The organism is Arsenophonus endosymbiont of Apis mellifera (assembly GCF_903968575.1).
Lineage (GTDB): Bacteria > Pseudomonadota > Gammaproteobacteria > Enterobacterales > Enterobacteriaceae > Arsenophonus > Arsenophonus apicola.
This window is the reverse complement of the sequence record NZ_CAJCFU010000021.1, coordinates 1-25,620: the sequence shown is the minus strand read 5'-3', so window position 1 is coordinate 25,620 and position 25,620 is coordinate 1. Positions and strand designations below refer to the sequence as shown.

Here is a 25,620-nt window from a genome sequence, read left to right as displayed (position 1 = left end):
AAAATATTTAATTAGGTTTCTGGCGGAGAACCCCAGGTAAAAATATGGGGTTATAGTGTGTTCATAATTATGTGTCAGGGGATTTTATATTCTGAATATCATCTAAGCGATCTTTAAAATAGATGGACAACTGAGCAATACCTGAAGTCCGAAGTAGAATCCTTAATGCACTTTACATGATATTAATCATTCAATTCTTTACTATTCATAAGTTGTCCGAAACCATCTTTGTACACACAAGTATAGTTGTTAGTAAACTGAAAACTTTGGTATTTGGAATCGTTAATTTTAGCGCCAATAGATATTTTACCATTTTCAAAATCGTAACAAAATGGCGTTGCATACACCTGTTTTTTTAATGATTGTATCTGTAAATTAAGCTGCTTTATCTGATTAGTTAATATATCAAGTTTTTTTGAAACAATAGTATCAGAATTTATAGTTATATCATGAGAAAAAACAGGGAAAGTCAACAATAAAGTTGCTATAAAAATTATTAGCTTTCTCATAAAAATATCCCTTTTCATTTATTATTTTTAATCAGAAATTCTTCAAGTGGATTCCCATCATCGAGTAATTTTTGGAGTGCCGTGGGTGGCTTACCATTACCTGACCATGTTTGTATCTCACCGTTTTCGTCTAAAAATTCATATTTTGGCTTTCTGGCATTAATACTACTTTTTTTCTTAGGCTTAATTTTGCCCGTGGTAACAGGGTTTAAGAGTGAATCAAGACTAAAGCCACTCTCTTCAATCATTTTAATTAGGTCAAGGCGTTTTTTCTCTTTTTCCTCTGCTTCTTTTTTGGCTTGTTCAAAGAATTCTCTGTTTTCCTCAATAACTGCTTCCAGTTTGTCTTTAACTTCCTGTAGCCACTCAAAATCTTTTGTTAATGCGAACTTTCGTATTGTCGTAATACTACTTAAATGCTTAGAAATAATCTGGTATTCCTCTTCTCTTTTTAGCGTTTTGGCTGTTTCACTCATGTAATTTACCTGTTATTTTCGAATCCAAATCGGGTTGCCCCTGTGGTCTTATCTTGCAATATCAACGCTGCATCGAAGTTTTTACCCGCTTTGCTTTTGAAGCCTTTAATAATGCCTGTTTTTCCTTTTTTGACCAGTGTTTCAATCTGTTTTGTGGTGAGGGTTTTCTCACAAACCGTTTTCCATATTTTAAATCCACATTGCGCTTCACAAACGACAAGTTTAGGCTTATCCAATAATGATTTGTTGCAATTAGGGCAGCCCATGACGTTGCTTGTCTGATGCGTTGTTGTGGTATCAATCTTTAGGTTCTGTCCAATATCATCCGCTAGCAGACGATTAATGTCACCATACAATTGTTCGACAAATTCATCAACACTAAGATTTCCTTGCTCAATCTGTTCCTGTTTTTCTGCCCAAAGTGCCGTCATATCAGGATTGGTTGCAATATCCGGTAGTGCCTGAAAAAAATCAAGTCCTTTTTGCGTCGGGATAAGATTTCTTTTATCCAATACAATAAACTCACGGGCTTTGAGTTTTTCTATCATACTATGACGGGTGGCGGGAGTACCAATTCCCCCGTGTTCGTCTTTTTTGTCTTTATCTTTTGCTTTGAGCAGTGTTTTTATTTTAGCGTCAGTTACAAAATCAGCAACCCTCACTAAAGCGGCAAGCAAACTTGCCTCGGTAAAAAGTGGGGGTGGGGTGGTTTTCTTGGTGTTGACTGTGGCTTTTATACAATCTACTTTCTCACCTGTACGAATTTTTGACAATATATCAAACTGACCTTTATCTTGCTCTATTTCTTCATTTTCTTTGTTTTGTAAAAATTCGGTAAAGCCGTTATCGGTAGTTTTTGTTGCCCGTGCCGTAAACGTTTCGGTGTCAATTTTTAGCAATACTGATGCTTCCTGATAACGTTTATTCGGTAAAAATTGGCTGAGGTAATAACGGGCAATCGCTAAATAAACGGTTTTCTCATTATCAGTCAACTGATTTAAATCAGGCGTATTAATGGTAGGAATGATAGCGGTATGGGCAGTGACTTTTGTGCTATCAAAGGCTTTGGATTTCAGTGTATCTTGGGTTTTTACCTCAGAAAACAAGTGAAGATTTTTTAATGCCGCAATCAGTTGTGGGGCTTCACTGTATTGTTCTTCTGAAAGATAAGAACAGTCTGAACGGTTATAGGTGATCGCCTTATATTTTTCCCTTAATTGTTGTGTGATTTCCAGTGTTTTTGCTGCGGTCATTTTGTGGTTTTTATTCATGTATTGTTGAAGTTTTACCAGATTAAATGGCAAAGGTGGAGCCGTTTCTTTGTTATCTACGGCGGCAGCCATCACATCCGCTGTTTTCCCTTCACAGAATTTAGCTACCCGTTCACCAAAATCTTTATTGATTAAGCGTTTCTTGTCATCCTGTGGGGCGTTTTCGCTAACTTGCCAGTTAGCCTCAAATTCCGCTTTTAAGTGGTCAAAGATACCCGTAATCGTATAGTATAAACTTTCCTTGTGGTTTTTATTTGCCAGATAACGACGACAAATCAAGCCTAATATAGGTGTTTGTACTCGTCCAACGGATAAGGGCGCTCCTCGATAACCTTTTTGTTGGGCGGTGACCGTGTAAGCACGCGTCATACTTTTACCGTAAATATCATCACCCACACTTCTGGCGAGCGCTTTATAAAACAGCCCCTTAAATTTCTGGTTATCTTTTAAATTATTCAGCGCTTTTTTTACAGCAACATCGGTATTATCATTAATCAGCAGTCGTTGAACGGGTTTTGTGTTGTTGGCATAAATCAAGACTTCATCAACCAGTAATTGCCCTTCATCATCAGGGTCGCCAGCATGAATAATGACGTTTGCTTTTTTAATAAGTTCAACCACAATTTTAACCTGTTTTTCTTTTCCTTCACACGGTTGATATTTAACAGGATAGAGTTTTAACGGCAGGTCTTCTTTTTTCCAACGTTTGTAGTCAGGGTGATAATTTTCAGGCTCTGCACTTTGGATAATGTGACCATAGCACCATGTGACAACATCCCTATCGGATTCAAAATAACCTTCTTTACGTGTAAATTTACCGCCTAACGCTTTAACAATATCACTGGCAATCTGCGGTTTTTCTGCGATATATAAATTCATTTTTCAGTTCTCTTGTTTAGTTGGTTTGTTGGGCTTTTTTATTTTCATCTGCTATGTAATCAAGGGAGAAAAATCTTTGTGTCAGTTCGTCGTCAATTAAGCGCAAATCATTTTTATTGCTCGTTAAATAAGTAGATGAAAATAACTTGGCTTTATTAAGTAAATCATTGGTGTTAGTGAAGAAATAAGGTGCTCGTTGATTAATTTCATTAAGAACGTTATTCATGCCATCGTCTAGACAGAAGTTTTGGGCGTGATCACTTTTCAAGTGATTAATCATCAACGCGACAGGCAGGGCTTCTATCCCGTATATCGCGCTGTTTGTCGGTTTCAGGTATAGTCATAAGGCGTAACCTTTGCGATGAATGCATCATCAGGAAAAGGAAATCGTTGATTTCCCCAAAAAGGTACTGTGATGCGGTGAGTTTCAACGGTGGGGATTGGAAAGAACTCAGTTCTTTCCATGATAAATCCGTCATCACTAACCAAATTATAAATTAGCCGCTGTTGTTCTCGTTGACTTTCTTTCTTATTTTCAAGAATCGGCAACATGCGCGGTTGATTAGTTGCGGGTAGCCAGTTTTCATGGATTTCGCTTTTACGTGATAAAAACGGGGTGTTATGAAATGCATTCCACATCATTATTTCAGAAGTAATTGCATCGAAATCTGAGTCAAGAATATGAAAGTGTATTTTGTGGGTAGCAATTTCCCCGTTAACCGCCCAACGGGTGATTTGGGTGAAGTTGGTTAATATTCCATCGGTTTCAATAAATAAACCGTTAATTGCTTTACGGCCTTTTTTCCGGCAAGCAATTTGATAACATTTATTTGGATATGGTGTACGGGCAACAATATCAACGTCACCCTTTAATGTAAGGTTCAATTCGGGTATGGATACATCAATCAAATCAAGTTTAATATCACTGTAACGTAAATAATACCGTGGTGAAAGATGTAGTAGCATCTCAATAATCCTTATATTAGTAATAGGTTTTTAGCTTTCAACTAATGATGTTTTTCTTGTATTCAATAAATGCCTGTAATCAATTCAGGTTCAGCTGAATCCCATAATTTAAATCCTGTTAGGTATTTTGAATCTAATCGTTGCCAATTCCACGTTTCTTCTACACATTCACCGTTCAGTAATAAACGCAATCGCATTAGCTCAATTTCAAAACAAGGAAAGTCCTGAATTGTTTTTTCTATTTTTTCACAAAAAAACTCAATAATTTTTCTACTTGCATTAATGACAGCAAACTGATTAATTTCATTTATATCATTTTTTAAAACATACTCATGCCAATTATCATAAAAGTCGATGATTTCATCAGGTTTAATCATTTTATATATGGGCTTAAAACCGTAAAATCGATTTAACAAGATAACCCCATCCCAATCACCTATGCAATCATCTAAACATGACAAAACGGGTAATCCATCTCGGACGATTTGTACATAGGCACATGCGTATTGAAAATCTTCAGGTGTTAAATCAGCTTCTACACCATAGAAACCATTTAAATTACTGTAGGCGTGAGTTAATTGATAAATCATTTTTTACTTTTCCTTTTTAATTTTCTAAATGTGAAAAAAAAACAGCAACCATTAAATAATTAGATGAGCCACAATATCCAAATTAAAGTTACACACAGTGCCGTTAAATACTTTTCTTGCAAAGTGCATTTGGTTAATAATTTAAATAACAACCAAATGATGGTCATCGCGCCAAAATATAAATGGAAATTGCTATCAGCAATTATTTCTTTAACCGATTTATGGTGACAACAGAAAGGGTCATCTGCCGAAAAAACAGGAAATGCAAAAAAACAGAATAACCACATTCCCAATACTTTACCCTTTTTAAAAATATTCATCGTTTCCCCTTTTTCCATTACCAACCAATGGCCATGCCAGCACCTACACTTGCATTGTCGGTGTTGTCCCATGCAATGTTCACTCGTACGTTTGCATTATCAGCGATTTTATATTGTGCACCCGCGGCAATTGCCTTGCCGTTTTGATAATTACCCACACCCATACCAAAAGAAAAGTTTTCACTGGCACTATAAGGAATTGAAGCAATTGCAGCAACTCCTGCAATGCCTGCATTAATATGATTTTCAAGTCTCTGTAACTTTAAATTAATTTCCCTAAATTGCTGATGTGTTTCTTGACGAAAATAACTGAATTTCTGATTCATGTTTTCAGAAAACCTATCTATTTTTTTGTTTGTATACTGCGTCAAAAAATTCTGTAGCCGATTATCCTCATCAGCGCGTTCTTTTTTTTCATTGTTAACCAAATTTTTAGCAAAATTCATACTTTCTGCTTGTGTTTTAGAGATATTGTTACTTAAATCACGCTGAGCTCTATTTAGGTTATCTTCATTGTTTCTTTTTGTTCGAATGATTTCACCATTTAACATCGAACTCTTGTGTTTTAATAATTCTCTGGTGGCGGTGATATCTGCTGCGATTAATTCATTGTTTTCTATAATCTTAAAATCAGTATATTTGTTAGCATTTTTTAATGTTTTATCGTCGTCATTGATACGTTCTTTTTTTTCATTTTGAAAAACAAAATCAGTGTATTCTTTTCCTTTTTCTTCTATTTTTTGGTTTTCTACCTTCCTCTCTTTTTTCTCTTTATTAAGAGAAATATCAGTATATTCTTTAGCGCTAGATAATATCTTTTTGTCATTTTTATCTGCATATATTTTTGCGTTAATCAACGTTTCTTCATCGCCTTTAATTCGAAGTCCTTTTTCGGTATTGATTAACCGATTTGTCTTATCATCAATCATATTTTCTCGCGTTTCAATATATTGAATGGACTCCTTTAAAGCTTGTTTTGAAACTTTATTCGCATAATCAATACTCTGCTCATGTTTATTGTTTGCGTAACTGCTTGAAGCTACTACTGCCTCATTTTTGGCTTTATTAATATTGGTATTAACCTCAGTTTTTGCATCATCTATCTTTTTATTTGTCAGTACATTCGTTTGATTTAAGATGTTTTTATCATTTTTTATCCGTTCGGATTTTTCTTGTTCAAGCAGCTCCTTTACTTCGTCTTTTTGCTGCGTGATTTTTTCTATTTTTCTTTGTAAACACAGGCTCACATTGCTTATACCTGTCGCGCTTCCGCTATCTGCAATGCATTCATATGCGATTACATCAACTGACACTATTAGCGATAACAAAAAAAAGAAAATCAAATAGAATGAAATTGACTTATGTCTATTTTTGGGTAGATTAACAATTGTAGTATTCACGTTAATGTTTCCTTTTAAAATCGTTTGCTCATTAATTGAAGGCTACGCTGTGCGTCGTACTGGCATACGACGCACACCCTCTTGATTTAACCTTTGGTTTGCGATAAGGGTTTTCCGTGACGAAACTCTTCGTGTTGGTAAGTTGAGCCGTCGTCTTTCATTTTGATGTCAAAAAGCTCAACGACTGTACATATTCCCTCAACACCTAAATAACTTTTATCGTCAAAATGCACCAGTCCAGAACGGGGGCATGGTCTACCACTGTTAATGACCTTTTTATTATTGCGATAAAATTTTGTATACGTCTTGAAGGTGCGATCAAACGTATAAGGCGCTTGCTCGTTATCGTCCTCACTGCAACTACGCCAGCTTGGTAAAGGTGATTTACCTTTTGATAGACGTTTTTCAAAGGCATGATGCGCCCCAGAACAGCCTTCTCCAAATCCAGCAGGTAAACATAACCAGATTGCACATTCATCTTCGCTGGCTGCCTGTGAACAAGGCATAAAACCGATATACCCCATCAGACTGATGAAGGAAACCATAATTAATCTTTTCATCTTTAAAAATCCTCTTTATTCGTGTTATTTTCGGAAAATTTTTCTCGTTGCTGCATCATAAATACCGCCTGCGCTACCTCATCTTCTTCAACCGTTAAAATCGGAATATCTGGAATATGTGTTTCGGCGTATTGCCGTCTTTCAACAAAGAACGGCTCGTCATAAGAAATGATTTTATGCGCGATAAAAGGGCGGCAAAATTCACTAATCACCAACTCTTGCATTGGTAACCCTGATTTATGCTTCACATCGCGCAATTCGACAACCTCTTGTGGCAACAACACCGCTCTTTTTTGGATGCTTTCACTGGTTGACCTTGATGTTGATTTCCCCGTAGATTTTCCTTTATTAGTCATTTTCATATCGATATAACCAATCGTTTCAGAAATCTGCTTGGTGGCCTCATTGACCTTTTTGGGTGGGTAAATCAGTTCAACCGCACAGTTTTCGAGGATCGTTCCCGCCCCTTCCTTGCCGTACCCTTTTTTGGCATCCATTAACTGCTCCCGATTTTGCAAGATGAACACGAAGCGCATGTTGTAGCCTGCGGTAAACGCCAGTGAGACCTGTACGACATCAAGGCGCCCCATTGACGTGAATTCATCCAGTAACATCAAACACTGGTATTTCAGTGTTGCGTCCTGCTCTGGCAGTGTCCGCACGTTCTCACTTAACAGCTGGCTGAAAAAAAGATTCGTTAACCGTGCGTAGGTATCTATCGCACTCGGCGCGAGACCATAATAAATGGTCATTTTTTTACGCCGGACTTCCCGTAAATCAAAGTCGTTACCATCCGTTGCCGCTGCCGTAATCGGATTGGCAAACACTTTCATATTAGCGTTAAAGGTCAACAAAATACTTTGTTGCTGCTCATCTTTTTGAGCAGAAAACTGACGCATCAGCGTTACCGTTTCATCAGACAGACGATTGAGCGTGGGTTTTGCTAAATGTTTGGCTTCTGGCATCGCCAGATACGTCATCCATGCCGCGATATTTTCGGGTGAGTTTCTTAATGCAATCTGCTCTTCAAACCACTCGCCTAAGCGCACACCGGATTTAGGCACTGATAAATCAAACACCTGAGATAACGTGACTTTGTATTTGGGCTGTTCTTGCGTTTCAACGATAATACTGCCATCGGCTACTGTTTTTTCGGTTTCCGTGATGGTCATTTCGTTTTCACAATCCAGCAAAAACAGCACCAGCGCATTAAATACGTTCGCTGATAAATCCGTCCACATATCGTTTTTATCGCCCGTCAATGGAAATAAAATGGCAGCAATCTTGCTTAAATCCCCAAACCGATACATCGGATCACGGCGAATATAGAAAAGCGGGTTGTAACGATGTGTACGAAGTCTTTTTGCCGCTAAATCCTCACTATCGGCATATCCATCAGGGCAAAAGAGATACACTTCCTGCCCGAGGTTATCCTTGCGGTGACCCGCTGAGGCTAGAAAGTTTTCTAACTTAATGTCCAGAACAACCAAAGATTGCGGAAAATGGAGACAATTAGGAATGACGACACCCACCCCTTTACCGCTACGCGTGGGCGCATACAACATTAAGAACTGCTGACCGCTATAACTGATGTAACTGCCTTTGAAACGGCCTTTAGGCATTTTTCCTATCAAAATGGCTGGATGTTTTGGCTTTTTACCCGCTTTTGGAAAAAAGCCAGACTTCGCCAAGTCAACATCATTTGCCAGCCTTGCATTGCCGTGTAACGTTTTCTTCTTTCTTAGTCCTATCAACACCGCCACGAATAGCACAACATAAAGAAAAATGGGTACTATCCCCCCAATAATCCCCCATATCAGGGTTTTCAGGTACGGTTTAGCCAATCCATATTTTTGATAGGTGTTTAAAAATAAATCCCATTTCACCGTTTCAAACGTGACAGGGTAATGGGTTGCTTTAAGTAGTGCCATACTGGACGTATAGAGACTGGCAACCAGACAAGACCCTAATAGGATAAGAAAAAAAATGATTAACGGTGTTTTCTTTTCCATCTATTTAAGCTCCTGCCAAAAGGGTGTTTTTTTCTTCGGGATTAAAATAAATTTCCGTTAAATAGGAATGATTTAAAAACAAAATAATATCGATACTGGATTTAATCGTTCGTCGGATAAGCTCCATATCCAGTGTTAGGCCAATTTCTGATTGCTTGATAATTGACGCGAGTCTGGCAAAAGCATCATAGGTATTATTGGCATGTATCGTTGTGATACTTCCCTCATGCCCTGTATTCAAGGCCTCTAAATAGCTCCACGCCTCATCCCCGCGCAATTCTGCTAAAAAGATATGGTCAGGCTTCATTCTCATAGCGGCTTCAATGAGTTTCTTCGGTCTCACGCCACCCTCTTTAAAGAACAGATGGACGCAATTTCGATGAAACGGTAGACTCATTTCAGGCACGTCTTCAATCGTGATAATTCGCCTGTCATGGGGAAATAAATCTGCTATTGCTTTGGCTATGGTGGTCTTACCTGACCCCGTACCCCCAACGATTAAAAAATTGAGCCGCTGATTAACGCCTTCCTGTAAAAATACAGGGAGTTGGCTCTCGTCGGTTTGTGCAGCTTCAAATAACTGCTTTAATAATCGCTGCTCCTCGCGCAATTCTGCGGTGGCTTTTTTGGCATATCTCGCCCTAGAAAAGCGCCCTGATTGCAAATAATTATTGAGCGTAAACCGCTCGGTTGACGGTTTCCGGATAGTCAGCGATAGTGTGCCTTCCAAACAGGCGGGTGGTATCACCACTTGCGCCCGCTCGCCATTGGGTAACACCAATGACTTAATCGGATTTTCCTCGTTTAACATCCCTGCCTTGTTAAACGTCGTTAGCGTGGCGGCAAGGTGCATCAGGTTCTCCAGTGAGGCATTCGGTGCATCGTGAAATTGCCAGCCACCTTGTCCTTCGGTGGCAATTTCAAACGGTTTGTTCACCACCACTTCGGTGACGTTTTTTTGTTTTAGATGGTCAAGCAATCCCGTGTCTTTCAGATAAAAATCAATCATCTCGTGACGCATAGGTATGTCCTTATTGGTTCTTATAGACGGATGAAAAGTCGATATTTCTTGGCACAATAACAGATAACATCTCACCCTGATTGACATAGGCCGTCGGCGGGATGCCGATACTGTTTTCAAGCGCCAACTCTGCCATGCTTTTTGTCGCACTGCGGGTATTGTCAATGCTTAAGCTGGTATTTTCTTTGCTAATGTTACTTGCTGCCGCTGCCAGTGCATCATCAACGAAGGAAAGCAACATCGCACCACCAAATCGTTCCCAAAAGTGGTTATCAATCCATGCGGGCAAGCCAGATGCACCGAGTCCATCTGCACCTAGCGCATCAATATGAACGCGCACATTGCCATCTTTCACCGTTGACCAGTTCACAAAAACTCTGGCAACCCCTTTTTCTAATACACGGGTTTGTTCACCCTGCAGTAAGGCTCCCGCACGAATTAAAATATTCTTGCCGTCATCGGAATAAACGTTTTTAGTCAATTGACATAACACGATAGACGGGTAGCTGGTGATAATTTTTGTTTTTAACACACACGGCATGGTAGTACCCGCGGAAAGCAAAAAGGGGCGATGTCGAACAAAACCCACTTGCCCATCCTGATATTTCGCCCCTTTTAAAAAATCCTCGTTATCAATGGTATTCGTCTTCTCCGATGACGTTGTATTTTCTTTTTGATTGCGCGCGGTGATTTCTTTTGCAGATAATAAAACTTCTCCCTGCCGTCTTCTTTCCGTCGGTGTTAAGGCTTTCTCATTGTGACTATCATCTTTTTCTTCTTTATCAAGATTAATGATGTTTTTATCATCTGATTTTTCTTCTATTTCAATCGCCTTATTTTCTTTTTTCTCCACGTCTTTTTTTACGTCATCCAGTGTTTGATTTTCTGTTCTGGCTTGCGCCCGTTTAAAATCAAGGATCGCCTGACTGGTTCTTTCCTTTCGTTGATATTGCTCTTCTTCGGCGGGCTTCGGTTTATACACCACAACAGGCGATTTTTTAAAATAATAAAACCCAAAAATCAATAACACGCTGACACCCAACAAAATAACACCACCGATTAACATCACGTGTTTTATTCTTTTTTGACGCACGGTAAAAACATGAATATCGTGCCTGTCACCCGCTAATTCGGTTGTTTTTTTAATTTCATTATCAACAGGGTGTCGTTTAAATTTGTCAAATAGACTCATTATTTCGCTCCTGCAACCGTTGCTGGGTGGTTGTTCCTTTCTGGTTATAACGGCGTTTTAGAGTATGTTCTGTTCTTAAGTTCATGACACTTTGTCCCAACCGCATGACAAACTGCGCTGCGACGTCATGCAGTACCATAATGTTTTTATTCATATGATAATTGACCAGTTGCTCTTTTCCGTCTGGCAATAGCCGATAAACGACAGGTAAATCCCGCGCATTATTCCACTTGATACAGGTGAAAATACCGTCATCCCACACCGCATCAGGGGTTAAGTTTTCACTGCCTTTAACTTGATAGGCTAGATTAACCCAACCGCCATCCGTACAACTGCGTTCCTGTCTTGTTTTTCCGGTTAATACGTTCGGCACAACGGGTTTAGGTGGATAGCGAAAGCGCATTAAAAAGGTGGGTGCGCTTTGCTCCGCACTCCTTAACAAAATAGAATAGGTGCGCTTATTGGTCACGAGCGCAATATTGGTCTCTGGCTGTTCAGCGATCGGGCGCAAAAAAATATTATTGCCTCGCACCGAAACATTCCACGCTAACGGGTCACCTAATCCCATCCCCGATGCGTCCCCGTCAACAACTTCATCATTTTCAAGCTGAATAAGGGTAGCGATACCTTCTTTTACTTTTACCACCGTGACATTATCCGGCTGGTAAAAGACTTCCTGTACTCTTGGATCAAGTCCTGATGATTTTGGGGTCACCACCGCCAAAGCTTCATACGAAAAAAGTAATAGCATCATAAAAACCGATTTATTCACTTCACTACCTCCGCATCAACACGGTAGGACACCACATTAAAACCGAGCGGATTGATTAATCGCTGTGCTTCCGTTTTAATCGTTTTCGTAAAATCAAATTTTAACGTCGCTATCCATTTTGTTGGCTCATAACCCACGGCAAGTTTTTCGTCTGGTTCCGTAATCAGTTTGGTAAATCTTATCTGTGCGGTTTCATCATCTAAAAACGTGATACCATTAACCTTTACCAGCATTTTTAAATTTTTTGATAATCGTTTTAACGGCGAATAGTCACTGAGCATATAGCTTTTATAACTGGTCAACACCGCTTTGTTAGCGGTACTTTCGACAAAATTTGACATATTCTGGATGGTGAACCATTCGTAACCTTCCCGATTTTCGATAAAACGCGCCACAAAATAGCGAACTACATTGCTATCAATTGTGGAGTTTTCGCTATCATAAGGATTAATTTTGTCGACGTAGCCTGTAGTGGTATCAACCCGTAACATCATCGGCACCACGGTTTTTAATGGGGTTAATCCGGCAATGGCGACGGTTAACAACACGATGGCAACCCCTTGAAAAATCGCAAATTTGGTTAAAAACCTAATTTTTTTCTGTTTAAGATCAATAATGTTAGTTTCAAACATTTTTGCCGCTTCAAACATTTGTTTTTTTATTTCCGCTGCCTGTTTTTTCTCAGGCGGGGTATTTTCTAGTAAAACAATGGAGTCCTGATAATAGGTGTCGCTTTTCTCTTTTATCATTTTTAACCCGCCTGAATATCATTAATCGTGGTATTAAGCGTTTTCCATTGTCCGCTTGCCTGTGGGGCGTCAGGGGGATTCGTTGACTGACAGCCCAACAAAAGTAAAACCATCAATAAAAGACTTTTTTTCATGATATTAACCTCCTTTCACCTTGCCTTTATTCATCAGGCTCCTTAACCCTGATGAAGCCATATTCATTGCCCCTTTTCCGGCTAATCCAGCCCCAAAACTCGCTGCTTTACTGAGTCCCGTTGCTTGCGCTGCTGTTTTCACAAACCCATTAACCGCGCCAACCAGCCCGTTAATGCCGACACCGCCTGTTAAAATACTCATCAGCGTTGCCACCTGTTGCAACAGGAAAATCCCGATACCGAATACCATCGCAATCGAAAACGTACTCCAAAGATTGCCAATAATTTCAGCATTATGTTCTGCCATGTAATCGGTTATGTACTTCAGCATGATAGAAAACAGAATAGCGTAACCGATATTAAGAAAAATATAGTTAAGGCAACTGCCTACCCAGGCGGTGAACATTTGACGAGTTGCAGGGAACGCAGCAAAGCCAATAAAAATCCCCCCGAGAGATAATAAAATCCCCACCATCACTTTTGCCATCAATAGATAGGCGGCAGCATACATAACAAACATACCGCCCATTACCGAAACAAGAATGAGCTTTATTAAAAAAGTAATCGCTCCGGCAATCATTCCTAACACAGATGATTCGCTATAATCTTCAATGATGCCCCTACCTAGCTCGGTAATTTTGTTAATTATGGCATCGATGTTATTACCGCTTTCGCTGCTCGTTAACCCTGCGGCAACCTGTTCGCCAGATTTCATCACAAACGGTACAACCTCAGTGCCATAAACCGAACTGGCACCCATAAACACCGTAACAACGGAAAGAACCAACATTTTTTGCACTAATTCATTGATAATCATTTCCTTGTGACCATAGATAATCGCCCACGCTTCAATCACAAAATAAATCACTACCAACGTTGACCACATCGGAAAAATATAACTGTAAAGCGTATTAAAATTGGCCGTCACTTGTTCAGCGATGGTTTTATCTAAAAAATCTGAGAAATCTTTATAAATTTGCATTTTTCACCCCTTATTAATTGGGTTGGCTATTTTGTTTGCTGAGGTATTTATGTTCCATTTTTATGTTTTCTAGGTGCTCTATTTTTTCTTGCCGCTGAATTTCCAGATTGACGCTGGCAAGGGTGTTTTGCATGGCCTGATTTTCCAACTGTAAAGTGTTTAACACTTCTTCCCGTTGTTGAGGTGTCGTGGCGCTCTTAAATGCTTTTTGCAAACTGTCTAGTTTTTCTGTTTTCTTTATCAAAACATCGGTCATTTTTTCTAATCGTGTTTTTTGTTCAAATTTAGCTTTGATGTTTTTTTCAATCGCCGTCATTTCTCCCTCATGATTAAAATCAAGGTCATTCTCTTTTTTTATTTTTTGCCAATCGTCATCACTCAATCCCTTTTTAATTTCGGTGAGATTATTTTTTAAATAAGAAGATGCACTACCAAAAATTGCTGTGAAATCGGAATACCCTTCAAATCTGTTTTTTGTTAACTCGGCTTCTTTTTTAAAACTTTCAAGTTGATTTTTTGTGGTTTCTACTTGCTTATTTAATATTTTCAATTGTTCTGTTGCATTCTTTAGCATGTTTTGTGCTTCGATTAATGATTTTGCATCGAAAACTGGAATCGCCGCATGACTAAAATTAAAAAATATTTGAACCAGTATTATCGCAATCAACCTTTTCTGCATGTTTGACCTCTACCTTTTCTTCTGTTTTTGCTTTTTCTTTCAATTCCGTAAGGCTTGATTCTTTCGACTCCAAAATAGATCTAATATCAGTAATCGGAATTATCGCATCACTATAATTCATCATTACTTGAACCATTAACAGCGCAAGTAAGACCTTTCTCATAGATTTACCTCTTTTTCTTCTTTAATTGCTTTTAGTTGCTGAATTAATTCCGGTATCCAGTCATTAGGGTTATCCCCTACCACTGCCCTTATTTTTTCACAAAGTGAAATGCCTTGTTTTGAACCTGAAATAATAGGTAAATACTCATCGAATCCGTATAAATCCAATTTTGCAAAGACAGAACTATTAGATTGCTTAATTAAAATTGTCCGGCTATTTGTATCCAAAGCCTTTAACAGCGAAAACTCTTTGAGCGTCAATCCCATTTTTTGATAACCCTCCCAAATTGCATCAGGATTCGGCAAACAACATTTTGTCGGTGTTTGTTGGGCTATGGCTGGAAATATCTCACAATTAATGGCATCTTCCGGTGATTGACTACTTAACCACATCATTTCACCTTTCATTCTTCCCGCTTTTAACGACTCTTTTATCATCTCCTGTGTCATTGGAAAATTGGCGGGTTTCCAGAACTCTTCAACAATTGATAGCATTAATTTGCCTTCTTTCTGCATTCTATCCTTGTAGAAAAACAGAACGCTTAATACCGCCTCACAAGCGGGGTGATCTTGTCCACCATCGGTTTTTAGTATTACGGTGGTATCAAACCCTACTTTGCTATGCGCTTGTGGGTCAAAGATATTAACCGGACTGTCAAGCGCCCACGCCTGAGCGCCGTTGCCACACCATTTCTTTAGTCTCAAGGCGAGGGCAGTATCATTAATCCTTTGTAGCAATAAGCCAAAACGCCTTTTAGCGCGGGGTAATCGCATTACTGCATCGACCGCACTATCTATCATTTCAGCTTCACTATCCGTACAAACTGTTCCGTCGCTATTAATGGCACACCGCTTCACCCAACGCTTTAAAAAAGCCATGAGTTCTTCGTCATCATTGTCGGCTAACTGAAACGGATTTAAGCCTGTTGGCTTTCCCTCCTGCAAGGTGAAAAAACTCCCGCCGTAGGCACGAACAAAAAGCTCGGTTGAACGATTAAAATCAATCACAAACATATCAGGATTGAACCGCTGTAAAAATCCGGCGGCGGTTCCCACAAAGGTGGTTTTCCCCGCCCCTGATGCGCCTAAAATCAATGCATGACCCGCTATCGGTTGACCTAATACATTTAAATGCGGTGGGCTACTGTGCGTATTAAAGTGATATAACGTCCCTGACGTCGTTTTTAACGGCATAATCGCCGTTCCGTCACCGATAGGGTTCCCTTCTTTTTTACCGTGACTGAAATTGTGTAGCGAAAACAAACACGCCAGATTGCTCAACGTCCGCTTTGACGGTAATGGGCGGTAGGTTGCCATCGGCAGATGTGAAAAATAGGTTAAGGGTGCTTCCACGGTTGATTTAACGAATCGAAAGCCTTGCCCACTGGTGATAAATTCTGAGGCGATTTTTGTACCGTTTTCTTTTGCATCATCAACACTGTTGCCAAAAACACTCAATACTGCATGATAAGAGCCAAAGAGTGTTTCATTGCTTTGTATACTTTCCTGTCCAGCGAACAGTTCTTCCTGTTGTGTTACCCCAACATCATTCGTCGAGGTGAGTTTGTTTACCTGTTGTTGCAATTGTTTGATACTTTTGGTCGCTGCATCAACCAAAAAGGATTGGGTCAAAATAAATTCAAACGGGAGTTTTAATAAAAAATCCCACTGACCTATTGTGGTTCCCCTTGGAAAATCTTTCACTATATAGTTGGTGCAATAAACATTGTCTTCCCGTTCAAAGTGTTTAATTTCTGCCACATCAAAACCGAAGAAACTATCACTGTTCACAATCGAAGACTGTATCTCTGTACCGGAAAGCGGAATTGCTGTTTCACTGTGATTAACTAAATAAGCAAGATATTGGCTGGCAATATCACTTAAGTAATCATCCCTTACCCCCAGAATTCCGGTATTCATCTCAGAAAAAACCGCTTGACCCTGACTGATGATTTCCTTTATTTTTTCTATCCCTTGCTGAATTGAATCTTTTTTTACAGGTATGCCGATAGTGAGTAGGTAAGTCGTTTTAAAAAAATCTTTTCGATTAAATTGTGCGATGTATTTATTACTCAATCCTTGCAAAAAATTATTTTCGCCAAAATGATAGTTATCGGTGACCTGAATATTTTTTTTAATAATATGCGTCCAGATAAAAAGATTTTTTTCTTTCCCGATGGCTAACAGGAAGTTTTTCATTTTTTCAAAATAACTGACAATTTGATTATCATCCGTTGCTTCAAAAGGAAAACCCTCAATCACGAATGTGGTGATTAATTTCCCAGATTTTAAATAAACAATACTTTCATCAACATGATAGGTATAACTTGGGATGAAATTTTTCACTGAAATATTATTAATCGTACTCATCTTATCCTCGAATCGCTATCGTTGATTTTCCTTTTCTGACGACAACCCCTTTTAATCGACATTTCAACACAGCCAGTGCATTAGGATCATTTTCCGTTAAGATACGAACCAGAAAAATGATTATTCCCGCAATGAGTATGGGAATGCCCCCGATTAATCCGAAAAAATGCACCAGCGTAAACGTACTTAACATCGTTACCATTAAAAGCGGCAACAAGAGCATGAGTGGCACACCCATAATGAGCGCGGGACGATTAAACCCGTTAAAACTTAAATACTGCCTTTCAAGCTCTGAGGCTTTTATATAGCGTTCGTCACTCACAATCACTTTACTCCACGGCATAAAAGGCGAAGCCCATTTATGCCATTTTTACTTAAACTAGGTGAACAGGTTTGTTGCCCATTCGCCACCCATTACTACCCCTCCGGCGATGGCACAATAAACGAGTCCCATCGTGACATCAGACCACGCCTTTTTCTCTGCAATCGCCATCACTACCAGATAAACGATATAGAGAATGGAGGCGACAACCACAAAGCCTTTTAACCAGCTTAAAATATCTTTAAGCGCATTCGTGGCTTTATCCAAACTATCCAATCCGCCACTGGCTGCAAAAGCCGGATTCAACATAAGGAGTGCGAGCAAACAAAAGGCCAGCAGAAGCCACACCTGACCGAATTCAGGTTTTAATTTTTTTAACCAAAACATTTAATAGTCTCCGAATACATCCCATTGAATAACGTTTTCGTTTTTTGTTAATACCGCGCTTTTACTTTTCTTTTCCGTTAGTTTTTCCTCCTCGTTTTCTTCTTTTTTCTTAATCGCTGGCACGATATAAGAAGAAGGCAATATTTTTTCTTCAATGCGCTGCACGTAGCTTTTACCGTCTTTTTCATTTTTAAATCCACGGGTAAAATTACCAGAATAGTAACAACTCATTGCTTTTCTTATTGCCGTTTGATTATCAATGTTTCCTTTTTTTGCCTGCAAAAAGCATTTTTTTAAAATTGCTGCCCCTGATTTGATATTTTTACACGGATTAAAAACCGTTTTATTGGTTAATTGATGATGTTTAAAATTTTCAACATAAATTTGCATTAATCCGGCACTGTATTTTTTTCCTTGATGCTGGAGCTTATCACTAAAGTTAATCGCCTCTTTTTCACTATTGAACCGATGGCTGGTTTTATCGGTTACATTCGCTACCACATAAGGATTGCCCCCTGATTCAACCTGTATAATGGTTTTTACTGTCTCTGGGCTGACATCAGGGGCACATTGGCTAATCAGCAGACTTAACGCGGCTGCTTCAAGCATAAATAATGCCATTCAATTCGCATCATTACTGATCCTTGTATAAATAACGCCAGTATTCATGTGTTTAATTTTGCTTTTATCAATAATCTCAAAAAACTTTGTTTTATCATCTTCTTTTATTAAATAATTACCTTCTTTTTTTAAAAATCCTTTTTCTTTTGGGGCTTCAAATTCTACAGGCTTTGAAAGTATCTTGCTATTCTGTAATTTCAGTTGATATCCTTCTTTATTGATAATTAAAAGATAACGATGCTCCCCTAACCACTGATTTTTTCCCTGATAAGTTCCAGCTAATTTACCGTCATCACCACAACCTGTTAAAGCAAAAATCGATAACAACCCAATTAACATGATTCCGATTACTTTTTTCATTCCTCATTTTCCTTCTTTGTTGATAACATTTATAAACTTAAATATTATCATCAAATTTTAAAATTTATCTTCTTTTATCTGTCTTCTTTCTTCAACACTTCCTAAGATTTCTTTAAGTTTATACCTTGCTTCATCGCTGTATTTTTCAACCATATAGCGAATAAATTCGGATACAGTGATGGGACGACCAATATAGTGACCAATATCGAGTACAATTTTATCTAGCTTGTCTTTAAACTCCACCCCGATATAAATGTTTTTCCCTCTTCGTGATAACCCTTTAAACATACAAATTCCTTAAATATCAAAATATTAAATAAATTTATTTTTAAAAAATTATTATGACATAGAATCAAAAATGTGTAATCCCTCTATTTTTGGTGACAAATTGCATACCTTTTTATCGGCATAAGATCGTTTAATAGATCGATTATTACCATTAACAATATAAACACTTACAAAGTGCAACAAATAAGATTGGATTCTGTTGTTAAATAATAGCTTTAACTCAACCATTGAATTGAGCTGGTACTTTTCCTTGATCCGCTTTAGATGCTCGCAAACAGTATTCGCACTAATATCAAGCTCAAGTGCTATTTGATCAATTTTATGAGCATTGCTGTACAGCACAAAAACTTTGATTTGAGCTAGGGTTAACTCGTTAAAGATTTCGTTATAGAGTGCGAATTTATTCAAATCAAACATATTCATTGCAAATACTTCCTAAACCAACAACACTAGTATCAAAATAATACACAAATTTTTAGCGGGGCTATAATTGATCCTTGATGCCCTGCGTTTATTGCATTTAAAAAATCAAAAAATTCTATTTCTGTCATGTCTACTTTCCTTCCGGAAAATTCTTTCATTTTTTTAACGAAGAAAATAAGTGCGAGAGAGGCAACGATTGTCGATGCTGTCTTTAGACTCTGTATTGAAAATACGCTAAATACATCGTCACCCCGAAACCACTTGATGTGGTGTACACCTGTGTCGGCATACGTCCGGCCAGAAAGCTAACGTTAGCTTCGCGTTGAAATAAAATTCAACGCTACCAATCTCTCACGATACTTACTGAGATTGAGAAATTGGCACTGAATGTTAAAGAGCGGTACAGCGAAAACTTTAAACAGCTAAAATCTTATTTAAACAACGCAGTTGACTCCCTCAACAAACAGACAATCGCTGTCACTGAGAAGGAGTAGCGGAAAACCGGCTTTAACGCTTCAAACAGATTTTCCATTGAGAATTCATTCACGTCAGGTACAAAAGGAAACGTGTCATTAAAGTAACCTGACAGGACAAACCCAACCGTTAGCCAAAAAAAGATAACGGGGAAATAAAAAAGTGCCCTGGTGACAAACCGAACAAAAAAGTTACTTAAAATCACGGCGATATTTCTTTTCGCCTTGACTTCCCCGCGTAGTACCGGGGTGTTTTTTAAGTACGAAGTTGCCTTGCCGTTCATTTAAGTCTCCTTAAGACGGTTTGTTGTTAAAAAAACTATAAATTTAAAAGCATCTTGTGTTTCATATTTTCATTAGTACTCTTTAATAGCATATTAAATATAAATAAAGAATAAACTAAAAGTGTCTATTTTGCAAATAGACACAAACATAAATGAGAACGTATCTATGAGCAATCATTCTAAATTTATTAAACGTCTGATAAATATTTCAAATCAATTACTACCTGACATTAAAAATAAAGAAAAGCGTATATCACAAGTCAGTAAAGAAAATGAATCAACGGTTAAAAATTGGTTGTTTCACAATCGGCTACCTCCTAAGAAGAAAAGAATTACCATTTCTGATAAATTTGGTGTATCTGATGAATTTCTTTTTGGAAATGACGATATTCTTTCTTTTCCAATAGCGATTTACAACTCAGATTTAGATGTCTGGCTTATACCAAAAGTAGAAATCGCTGACATGAAAAATTTTAATGAAAAACAGTTACTTTGTGTTAAAAGTAGATTTGCATTAAAAATAGAAGAAACTTTAAAAAATAAATTAACTTCTCCAGAAAAAACATATTGCATTGAAATAGACCAATCAATAAATTTTCCACCTTTTTTTGAAGAAAACGATTATATATTTATTAATCAAACGGCTATTCCAAAAAATGACAGTTTTTGTTTATACATTAAGGAAGATAATGTTGAAATTGTTAAATTAAAAATTAATGATTACAATAGAGAGCTTGTTAATAAAATTGGCAGAGTTTCATTCTGTGAAGATACAAAGCACATTTTCCCTATAATATTAACTATCTCGAGTGACTACTAGAATGGGTATATTAGATAAAATATTTGGTGAAACCACTGATGATGATCATGGAAGAATATTTCTTCCAATTATTTTTTGTGTAATTCTCAGTTCAACAACTTTATTTTTTTATAACTACAAAACTTTATTCTTTTTTGGATATCCTTTACATTTATCAATGGGCCTTATATTTTTTCCTTTAACATTCACTTTTACAAATGTTATGCAGGAAAAATACGGAAAACTTTTTGCAAACACTGCTGTTCGTTATGGTTTTTTATCAGATGCCATATTGATCTTTTTGAGTTATATATTGTCTTATTTTGGTGAGAGAGAGGATTATTATAGTGTTTATAAGGAGCCACCAATGATAATGGGCATGACTTTTGTCTTCGTATGGATGAGTACCATTATTAACACAACTGTTTTTGAAAAATTAAAATTGTTAAATAAAAGTGCTTTTACAAGATTTTTTCTCTCTTCGACTTTAGCTGAAACTTCTATAAGTACAATTTCTATTCCTATGATGATGTTTAATAATGGTCTTAAAGAAGGAGCTTTTCTCTCTATCTTTTTTATCGTTTTCTATAAAATATTTTTTACTCTCATTCTATCAACCATTATCGCAGTAAGAATGATGTCGAATACCCACCATCGATGATAATATCTTGACCAGTGATAAAATCATTGAAAATAAACATATTAATTACAGAATAAACATCACTGACACTTCCACACGTTTCTGTAAGATACATATTAGTAAAATCCGGTAGCTTACCCTTATATTTTTTTCTTAGCATAGGAGTATCTATACTAGCTGGTGAAATTGAGTTTATTAAAATTTTTGGGGCATGTTCAACGGAACTTACTTTTGTAAGGTTAATAATAGCTGCTTTAGCGGAACTATAAGCAACCATATTTTTAGCTCCCATACTTGCTGTAGAACTTGCTATATTGATAATTTTACTTATTTTTTTATTTTTATTCATTATTTTTATTTCTTGTTGCATAGCATTAAATGTAGGCATAAAAATTTTGTTAAATGAAAATAAAAACTCATTATAAGTTAAGTCTGATATAGATTTTCTTATACCAGAAACTCCTGCGCAATTAATAGCTATATCAATACATTTAATATTTTTAAAAATTATATCTAATTCTTTTGTATTGCAAAGATCACAACTTATTTGGGTTATTGACTTATCTAGAGATTTATCTATATTAATGTCTATTCCTATTAACTTGTAATTTTCACTATGCAATCTTCTAATTGTATGATTTCCTATTCCACTCGCATGACCCGTTATAATGACTGTTTTCATTTTTTTAAAAACCTCAAAAAATATAGAATTACAAACATCTATGTAAAAGATGGTATTGTGATGGTAAGTTTGAATACTTTTCTAACTTTCAGAATTCATAATGTATGTCCGATAAATCTTTCAGATTTAAATTTAGAAGAATGTTTAGATAAACTAGATCAAATCTCATATCGAGATCGAGAACTCATCCAAATTTTATCAGTTCTATTTATAAATAAAAATTTAAAAAGAAAAAAATTTATATTTGAAGATAATATTTTTCTATATTACGAAAATGGCTGCTCAGTGAAATTAAATTACAATTCATTATGCAGAATCCTTGCCCTTAATTTGTCTTTTGTTGATGCATTAGCGATTTTGAAACATATTATTTAAATCTACCTATGTTCATTTTTCGCTAATTGTAAGAGATAACGATTAGTGTAGTCAGCAACTAAAAAATAATTTTATTTCGTAGTTCATACCCCACCCCCAACTTTATTCAGAATTCGGGTACGTTGGCGAAGGGTTAAATTGCGGGATGTTCGAGCGAATAACTCAATGATTTGATTTTGCGCTTCAATTACGCGCACTCGGAAGGTACTATTGTTCATAGCTCAACTCCTACTCGGTTAGGTTTTGGGTTAGCTCTGCGTTAGTGTTGTCGCACTGACGTGGAGCGGTTTTAAATTATCTACTGTTCTTCTTTAACCAACTTTTAATGAGATCTTTTAATACAGTCGACATATCAACCCTATTTTTAAAACATTGAATTTTAAAATTAGTATGCAAATCCTCGTCAATAATAAATTGAATTCTCTTATCTCTATGTTTTTTATTATTCAATATTTTATTTAAATCAGTATGTTCCCCAAATTCCATTACGGATTTTTCTTTGCTTTGCTTTTTTAATGTCATGATAATCTCACTAAAAAACAATATAATGATATGTTCATAAAAGCATATTATCATATTATCATATTAATTATTTCTTGAGTAATAATTTCTGTTTCTCCGATTGCTCTCATATCCTTGCTATCAAAGATAGTTTCACCATTAATTAATGTTTTAATATAAGATTGTCTGCTAGTAAAACCTGTCCTTAATTTAGTATATTTAGTGCTACTAATACTTAATTTTAATACATCTAACATATTTGCATTATTAACAATCCTAGTTATAAGAAAACACGCTGGAACCTTACGACTAAACTCTTGAGCTTCCAAAACATCTATAACACTTCCTGCCGCACTAAAGTCTAATGGGGAAGGTGAAACTGGTATTATAACCAAATCGCTTACCATTACAGCCGCGGAAGTAATAGCTGACAAAGAACCCGCTCCATCAATAATTACGTAATCATATTCATTTAATTCTTTTCTAACTTGATAAACATCTTTCTCGTTTTCCGATGTATATAAATCAAAAGTAGCTTTTTGTGATTTATTCCAATTAGTTAAACTCCTCTGAGGATCTGTATCCACTACAGCAACATTTATCTTTTGTCTCGATAAACAAGTAGCAATATTAATAGTTGCTGTAGTCTTTCCTGTACCACCTTTAGGGTTTAATAGCGAGATAACTTTCATGGCTACCTTACATTTAATATTACAATAAAAATAATTATATCATTATAAGACAAAAAAACAATATTGACATATGATAAAAAACCCACATCATCATAAGACAAAAAAATGATATCAACATATAATGAAAAGCTCTTATCATGATATTATCAAAGGATAACTATCTATCCAATAATGATTTTTTCATTTTAAAAATCTCTTTCTTCCCTTTCTCTCTCTTGCGCGATGCGTCAGCTTTAGGGGTATTTTGATTTCGATTTTTAAACGTTACTTTGTCTGAGGATGGATCATAGAGAACTTCATAGTCGGGTAGGTCATTCGTTTTCGAAAGTTGTTTTATATTAAACTTAAACTTAGATAATGCGGCTGTACTACCCGTTTTTAAATGTAATTTTTCTAGCGCAATAACAAACTCATGCTGATTACCACAATGCTTACGCGCTATTTCATATAATCTTCGATCTATCGCTTTACGGATACGAAAATAATCGGGACTAATTTGTAAAACTTTAGTTTTTGTGATTGCTTGATACAGCCAATCTGGTAAGGTAACTTCTACCATACCAATCTCGAGTTTGCCTTTGTGTTCTTCTACTATTCGCCAGCTATCAATTAAACCAAATTCAATAGTTTCCTGACTATCTTCTGAATAAACAATATTCGTTTGAATCCTCGTTCCTGATAAGCGAGATAAGGCTTTTTTCAAATCATCGTAAGCACGCCCACTCTTATCACGATTAGTTGTTAAAAAAAAATCATACGGAGTAAAACAAACAATGCGACTAATCGGTTGATTATTATTTTTGGCTTCCTGTAATTTTGAGATGCTATAAATCCAGATATCTTTATCAAAAATGGTTGCGATCCCTCTAGCAGGTGGCTCAACAGTAACCGTTACATTCCCATTTCTATACACTCTAGCTTTTGTATCGCCAGCTTTTAAAGCAAAAAATGGATGCTCCATACTGGCTATTTCATCACGAAAAGTGCAAATATCGATATCATCAGCGATAAAGAATTCGATTTGCTTATGTTTATGTGGACGTAATGTTTTCAAATTGTTTTTTCTCGCTTTAGTTGTAAGATCAGTCATAGCCTCTCTCCTAGAGTGTTTAGGATTGTTGGTTAGAACCTACTGAATGTATCCGCATTTAGTAGGTTTGTTTACTAAAGAACCGGTTTCGGCTTTTAGGAATAGCCTAAATATCGGCTTTTAGGAAAATTATATCGGCTTTTAGGAAAAAATCCATAAATAACTCAAAAAGAAAACAAAATCGACTGTGAATAACTCATTTTAACTATCGGCTTTTAGGAATAAACTATCGGCTTTTAGGAATAAACTATCGGCTTTTAGGAATAAACTATCGGCTTTTAGGAAAACTTTCTGTTTTTTTTATACGTAAAATCAAAACCTTATTGTCTGTTTTTATCTCTTTAACTTATTTAACTTATACATAACTATATTTAACCGGAAATTTTTCCCCATTCTCTGTGGATAACTTTTCTGACAAAAGTGGTATAACCACTTCAAAATATTCATTGGCTTTAGATATTTTCATTTGGTTATTCTTTAACCAATAAGTGACCTGATTCCTTTGTGACCTTAAGTGATATTCCGCTTCCTCGCCCGTTCACTCGCGTTGCTCGGTCACTAAGCTGCGGCGAGCGTTTGGGATCAATATTTTTAAATGGATTTTTAAATTAATTAACAGTTAGTCATTGCACAACAGTG

33 protein-coding genes are annotated in these 25,620 nt (G+C 36.8%); 2 read left to right on the top strand and 31 right to left on the bottom strand.

The window, feature by feature from the left end; translation table 11 throughout:
• Positions 1–182: 182 nt before the first annotated feature.
• The 26 genes from H1X92_RS00735 to H1X92_RS00615 all read right to left on the bottom strand — a co-directional run bounded on the left by H1X92_RS00735 (position 183) and on the right by H1X92_RS00615 (position 20,202).
• Positions 183–509 carry a hypothetical protein gene (locus tag H1X92_RS00735; protein WP_180558414.1) on the bottom strand — a complete coding sequence of 109 codons (327 nt, stop codon included), beginning with the start codon at positions 507–509 and terminating at the stop codon, positions 183–185.
• Positions 510–523: 14 nt separating this feature from the next.
• Positions 524–985, bottom strand: a complete 462-nt coding sequence (locus tag H1X92_RS00730; RefSeq protein ID WP_180558413.1) for an H-NS histone family protein — start codon at positions 983–985, stop codon at positions 524–526.
• A gap of 5 nt (positions 986–990) precedes the next feature.
• Positions 991–3,135 (bottom strand): type IA DNA topoisomerase, encoded by a 2,145-nt coding sequence (locus H1X92_RS00725; protein WP_180558412.1) that lies wholly within the window; start codon positions 3,133–3,135, stop codon positions 991–993.
• 16 nt (positions 3,136–3,151) lie between these two features.
• On the bottom strand, positions 3,152–3,403 hold the full coding sequence (locus H1X92_RS00720; protein WP_180558411.1) for a hypothetical protein: 252 nt from the start codon (positions 3,401–3,403) through the stop codon (positions 3,152–3,154).
• Positions 3,404–3,465: 62 nt separating this feature from the next.
• Positions 3,466–4,101 carry a DUF6012 family protein gene (locus H1X92_RS00715; RefSeq protein WP_180558410.1) on the bottom strand — a complete coding sequence of 212 codons (636 nt, stop codon included), beginning with the start codon at positions 4,099–4,101 and terminating at the stop codon, positions 3,466–3,468.
• A gap of 62 nt (positions 4,102–4,163) precedes the next feature.
• A complete protein-coding gene (locus tag H1X92_RS00710) occupies positions 4,164–4,691 on the bottom strand; it encodes a hypothetical protein (protein ID WP_180558409.1) in 528 nt (175 codons plus the stop codon).
• A 59-nt stretch (positions 4,692–4,750) separates the two neighbouring features.
• Positions 4,751–5,011, bottom strand: coding sequence for a hypothetical protein (locus H1X92_RS00705; protein ID WP_180558408.1), 261 nt, complete (start codon positions 5,009–5,011; stop codon positions 4,751–4,753).
• A 17-nt stretch (positions 5,012–5,028) separates the two neighbouring features.
• On the bottom strand, positions 5,029–6,411 hold the full coding sequence (locus H1X92_RS00700; protein ID WP_180558407.1) for a YadA C-terminal domain-containing protein: 1,383 nt from the start codon (positions 6,409–6,411) through the stop codon (positions 5,029–5,031).
• A gap of 86 nt (positions 6,412–6,497) precedes the next feature.
• Positions 6,498–6,917, bottom strand: a complete 420-nt coding sequence (locus H1X92_RS00695) for a hypothetical protein (RefSeq protein ID WP_180558406.1) — start codon at positions 6,915–6,917, stop codon at positions 6,498–6,500.
• Between the two features lie 56 nt (positions 6,918–6,973).
• Positions 6,974–8,983 carry a type IV secretory system conjugative DNA transfer family protein gene (locus H1X92_RS00690; RefSeq protein ID WP_180558405.1) on the bottom strand — a complete coding sequence of 670 codons (2,010 nt, stop codon included), beginning with the start codon at positions 8,981–8,983 and terminating at the stop codon, positions 6,974–6,976.
• A 4-nt stretch (positions 8,984–8,987) separates the two neighbouring features.
• The gene (virB11, locus tag H1X92_RS00685) at positions 8,988–9,992 is read right to left on the bottom strand and encodes a P-type DNA transfer ATPase VirB11 (RefSeq protein WP_180558424.1); all 1,005 of its coding nucleotides are present in this window, start codon (positions 9,990–9,992) and stop codon (positions 8,988–8,990) included.
• Positions 9,993–10,014: 22 nt separating this feature from the next.
• Positions 10,015–11,196 (bottom strand): TrbI/VirB10 family protein, encoded by a 1,182-nt coding sequence (locus H1X92_RS00680; protein ID WP_233458102.1) that lies wholly within the window; start codon positions 11,194–11,196, stop codon positions 10,015–10,017.
• On the bottom strand, positions 11,183–11,968 hold the full coding sequence (locus tag H1X92_RS00675; RefSeq protein ID WP_180558404.1) for a TrbG/VirB9 family P-type conjugative transfer protein: 786 nt from the start codon (positions 11,966–11,968) through the stop codon (positions 11,183–11,185). The genes H1X92_RS00680 and H1X92_RS00675 overlap by 14 nt, the downstream gene beginning before the upstream one ends.
• The gene (locus H1X92_RS00670; protein WP_180558403.1) at positions 11,965–12,717 is read right to left on the bottom strand and encodes a virB8 family protein; all 753 of its coding nucleotides are present in this window, start codon (positions 12,715–12,717) and stop codon (positions 11,965–11,967) included. The genes H1X92_RS00675 and H1X92_RS00670 overlap by 4 nt, the downstream gene beginning before the upstream one ends.
• A 2-nt stretch (positions 12,718–12,719) precedes the next feature.
• On the bottom strand, positions 12,720–12,851 hold the full coding sequence (locus H1X92_RS16010) for a hypothetical protein (RefSeq protein WP_255498969.1): 132 nt from the start codon (positions 12,849–12,851) through the stop codon (positions 12,720–12,722).
• A gap of 4 nt (positions 12,852–12,855) precedes the next feature.
• Complete coding sequence (locus tag H1X92_RS00665; protein WP_180558402.1) at positions 12,856–13,833, bottom strand: type IV secretion system protein; 978 nt, start codon at positions 13,831–13,833, stop codon at positions 12,856–12,858.
• 13 nt (positions 13,834–13,846) lie between these two features.
• Positions 13,847–14,512 (bottom strand): type IV secretion system protein, encoded by a 666-nt coding sequence (locus tag H1X92_RS00660; protein WP_180558401.1) that lies wholly within the window; start codon positions 14,510–14,512, stop codon positions 13,847–13,849.
• Positions 14,466–14,675, bottom strand: a complete 210-nt coding sequence (locus tag H1X92_RS00655) for a hypothetical protein (RefSeq protein WP_180558400.1) — start codon at positions 14,673–14,675, stop codon at positions 14,466–14,468. Before H1X92_RS00655 ends, H1X92_RS00660 begins: the two co-directional genes overlap by 47 nt.
• The gene (locus H1X92_RS00650) at positions 14,672–17,044 is read right to left on the bottom strand and encodes a TraG/VirB4 family ATPase (protein WP_180558399.1); all 2,373 of its coding nucleotides are present in this window, start codon (positions 17,042–17,044) and stop codon (positions 14,672–14,674) included. Before H1X92_RS00650 ends, H1X92_RS00655 begins: the two co-directional genes overlap by 4 nt.
• Position 17,045: 1 nt before the next feature.
• On the bottom strand, positions 17,046–17,387 hold the full coding sequence (locus H1X92_RS16005; RefSeq protein ID WP_255498968.1) for a VirB3 family type IV secretion system protein: 342 nt from the start codon (positions 17,385–17,387) through the stop codon (positions 17,046–17,048).
• A 36-nt stretch (positions 17,388–17,423) separates the two neighbouring features.
• Positions 17,424–17,753 carry a TrbC/VirB2 family protein gene (locus H1X92_RS00640; protein WP_180558397.1) on the bottom strand — a complete coding sequence of 110 codons (330 nt, stop codon included), beginning with the start codon at positions 17,751–17,753 and terminating at the stop codon, positions 17,424–17,426.
• The gene (locus H1X92_RS00635; protein ID WP_233458100.1) at positions 17,754–18,374 is read right to left on the bottom strand and encodes a lytic transglycosylase domain-containing protein; all 621 of its coding nucleotides are present in this window, start codon (positions 18,372–18,374) and stop codon (positions 17,754–17,756) included.
• Positions 18,375–18,734: a hypothetical protein gene (locus tag H1X92_RS00630; RefSeq protein WP_180558396.1), complete on the bottom strand. Its 360-nt coding sequence runs from the start codon at positions 18,732–18,734 to the stop codon at positions 18,375–18,377.
• Positions 18,735–18,791: 57 nt separating this feature from the next.
• Complete coding sequence (locus H1X92_RS00625; RefSeq protein ID WP_180558395.1) at positions 18,792–19,022, bottom strand: hypothetical protein; 231 nt, start codon at positions 19,020–19,022, stop codon at positions 18,792–18,794.
• Between the two features lie 51 nt (positions 19,023–19,073).
• A complete protein-coding gene (locus H1X92_RS00620; protein WP_180558394.1) occupies positions 19,074–19,445 on the bottom strand; it encodes a helix-turn-helix transcriptional regulator in 372 nt (123 codons plus the stop codon).
• A 430-nt stretch (positions 19,446–19,875) separates the two neighbouring features.
• Positions 19,876–20,202, bottom strand: a complete 327-nt coding sequence (locus H1X92_RS00615; protein ID WP_180558393.1) for a hypothetical protein — start codon at positions 20,200–20,202, stop codon at positions 19,876–19,878.
• A gap of 166 nt (positions 20,203–20,368) precedes the next feature.
• On the opposite strand from H1X92_RS00615, the gene H1X92_RS00610 reads away from it, so the two are divergent.
• Positions 20,369–21,022: a hypothetical protein gene (locus tag H1X92_RS00610; RefSeq protein ID WP_180558392.1), complete on the top strand. Its 654-nt coding sequence runs from the start codon at positions 20,369–20,371 to the stop codon at positions 21,020–21,022.
• Position 21,023: 1 nt separating this feature from the next.
• Positions 21,024–21,662, top strand: a complete 639-nt coding sequence (locus H1X92_RS00605) for a VUT family protein (RefSeq protein WP_180558391.1) — start codon at positions 21,024–21,026, stop codon at positions 21,660–21,662.
• Here the strand turns inward: H1X92_RS00605 and H1X92_RS00600 are convergent.
• The 5 genes from H1X92_RS00600 to H1X92_RS00585 form a co-directional block, all read right to left on the bottom strand.
• Positions 21,622–22,323, bottom strand: a complete 702-nt coding sequence (locus tag H1X92_RS00600; RefSeq protein ID WP_180558390.1) for an SDR family NAD(P)-dependent oxidoreductase — start codon at positions 22,321–22,323, stop codon at positions 21,622–21,624. The two genes, H1X92_RS00605 and H1X92_RS00600, sit on opposite strands and share 41 nt — an antisense overlap.
• Positions 22,324–22,781: 458 nt before the next feature.
• Positions 22,782–22,916 (bottom strand): hypothetical protein, encoded by a 135-nt coding sequence (locus tag H1X92_RS16000; RefSeq protein WP_255498967.1) that lies wholly within the window; start codon positions 22,914–22,916, stop codon positions 22,782–22,784.
• Between the two features lie 76 nt (positions 22,917–22,992).
• The gene (locus tag H1X92_RS00595; RefSeq protein WP_180558389.1) at positions 22,993–23,220 is read right to left on the bottom strand and encodes a plasmid partition protein ParG; all 228 of its coding nucleotides are present in this window, start codon (positions 23,218–23,220) and stop codon (positions 22,993–22,995) included.
• Between the two features lie 50 nt (positions 23,221–23,270).
• A complete protein-coding gene (locus H1X92_RS00590; RefSeq protein WP_180558388.1) occupies positions 23,271–23,891 on the bottom strand; it encodes a ParA family protein in 621 nt (206 codons plus the stop codon).
• A 157-nt stretch (positions 23,892–24,048) separates the two neighbouring features.
• Positions 24,049–24,981 (bottom strand): replication initiator protein A, encoded by a 933-nt coding sequence (locus H1X92_RS00585; protein WP_180558387.1) that lies wholly within the window; start codon positions 24,979–24,981, stop codon positions 24,049–24,051.
• Between the last annotated feature and the right edge of the window lie 639 nt (positions 24,982–25,620).